Source organism: Pseudomonas sp. P7548 (assembly GCF_013386585.1).
Classification (GTDB): domain Bacteria; phylum Pseudomonadota; class Gammaproteobacteria; order Pseudomonadales; family Pseudomonadaceae; genus Aquipseudomonas.
Window position 1 is genome coordinate 1 of the sequence record NZ_JACARO010000105.1, and the last position, 2,019, is coordinate 2,019.

Annotated in this window: 2 protein-coding genes and 1 pseudogene; all 3 read right to left on the bottom strand. The window is 63.3% G+C overall.

Features of this window, described 5'->3' with window-relative positions:
• The coding region (locus HX803_RS30060; RefSeq protein ID WP_306172770.1) for a glycine betaine ABC transporter substrate-binding protein at positions 1-519 on the bottom strand (519 nt) is incomplete at its 3' end.
• 69 nt (positions 520-588) lie between these two features.
• Complete coding sequence (locus tag HX803_RS30065) at positions 589-1,485, bottom strand: proline/glycine betaine ABC transporter permease (RefSeq protein WP_176995868.1); 897 nt, start codon at positions 1,483-1,485, stop codon at positions 589-591.
• Positions 1,478-2,019 (bottom strand): annotated as a pseudogene (locus HX803_RS30070) (glycine betaine/L-proline ABC transporter ATP-binding protein); the annotation flags it as partial. The pseudogene HX803_RS30070 and the gene HX803_RS30065, both read right to left, overlap by 8 nt.

The following is a 2,019-nucleotide window of genomic DNA, read 5'->3' on the forward strand; positions in this document are numbered from 1 at the left end:
GTCGAGCTGGTAATCCACCACATCGCCACAGCCCCAACCCGGGTCGCAGCTGATCAGGTCGGCCTTGCCGTTCTTGCCGAACAGCGCGGCGATCTTCGGGTCTTTCAACTGCTCAAGGCTGGTGATGTGGTACGCGTCGGCGGTTTTCTTGTCGATCATGTAGCCGTTGTAGCCGGCACCGGTGATGGAGCCGCCGCCGACCACTTCGGTGCGGTCCTTGACCTTGTCGAAGCTGGGTTGCAGCTGCGGCAGGGTCACGTCCATCGACAGGTCCAGGTCACCCTGGGCGGCGGCCGGGAAGAACAGCGTGGTGTTGACGGTACTCAGCTTGCTCCCGTAGCCGAGGCGCTTGGCGGCCTCGATGGCGATCTTGGTGATGACGTAGTTGCCACCGGTACTTTCCGACTGCACGAAGCGGATGGTCTTGCCGTTGCCGGGCAGGTCTTCGGCCATGACCGAAGTGCTCCCCAGGTACAGCACGGCTGCAAATCCGAGCAAGGCGTTGAATGGACGCATCATGATTTCCTCTTTGTTTTTCTCGTTATGGTTAAGGGATGGCAGTCAAAAAACGACGTTCATGATTTCTTGTTATGCGCTGACCGCCCGCAGGGTGAACAGCCGCTTGAACAGCGATTTGCGCTTGCCCGGTGTGGGCTGCGCGAGGTTCTGGGTGATGCGGTCGAGCATCATCGCCAGCAACACAATGGCGATCCCGCCGACCGCCGCGCGGCCTACATCCATGCGTCCCAGGCCCTGCAGCACCACCAGGCCGAGGCCTTCGGCGCCGATCATGGCGACAACGACGGACATCACCATGGCGGTGAGCACCGTCTGGTTGAGGCCGCCAAGGATGGTCGGCACGGCCAGGGGCAACTGGATTTCCCAGAGCAACTGCTTGCGGTCGGCGCCAAAGGCCAGGCCGGCTTCCACCAGCTCGGTTTCCACCATGCGGATGCCCAGGTAGGTAAAGCGAATCAGCGGCGGGCATGCCGAGATCACCACCGCCACTTCACCCGACACGGTGCCCACGCCAAACAGCATCACCACTGGCACCAGGTACACGAAGGTCGGCGTGGTTTGCATGATGTCGAGGATCGGTCGCATCACCGCCCACACCCGTTCACTGCGCGCGCACCAGATACCCACCGGGATGCCCACCACCATGCAGATCACAATCGCGGTAGTGATCAGCGACAGGGTGGTCATGGCTTCGTCCCACACGCCCAAGGCGGCAATCACCACCAGCGCGGCGGCACTGAAAATGGCCACGCCCAGGGTGGCGGCGCGGTAGGCGATGAGGAACATCAGCACCACCATCACCGGGAACGGAATGGCGTGGATCAGCGTGTCGCTGAACCCCAGCAAGTGTTCCACCGGCCAACGGATGGCCTGGAAGATCGGGCGCAGGTGAATGCCGATCCATTCAACGCCCCCGCTGATCCACTGGTCCACGGGAAAAACAGCGAGGTCTTCTGACTTAAGCATGGTGTGCAACCTCCGAAACGGCAGGGCGAGGGGGCGGGACGCTGGCGATGCAATCGAGGATATGGGCGCTGTTCAAGGTGCCGATAAACACCCCGTCGGCGTCGGCGACCGCCACCGGATGGCCTGGTTTGAGCAGGCGCGCCACTTCCACCAGCTTGGCACTGGCCGGCACGCTGACGAACTGCGGCGACAGGCGCTGCAAGGCATCACCGCCTGCGCCCACCGCCAGCAACGCGCCGGCATCCAGAACGCCCACGGCCTTGCCGGCCGCGTTGAGTACAAAGGCATTGGCGCTGTCATTGCCGACCACGCGAGTGTCGCCCTGTACCAGCAGGGTGCTGGCCGGCTGCATGATCGAGCGCGCATCGAACAGCCGCGAGCGGTCCACTTCCCGGGTAAACCCGGCCACATAATCGCTGCCCGGGTCGGCGACGATTTCCTGGGGCGTGCCTTCGCGCACCACTTGGCCGTCGGCCATGATCGCGATGCGCGTGCCCAGCTTCAGGGCTTCCTGGAAGTCGTGGGTGATGAACA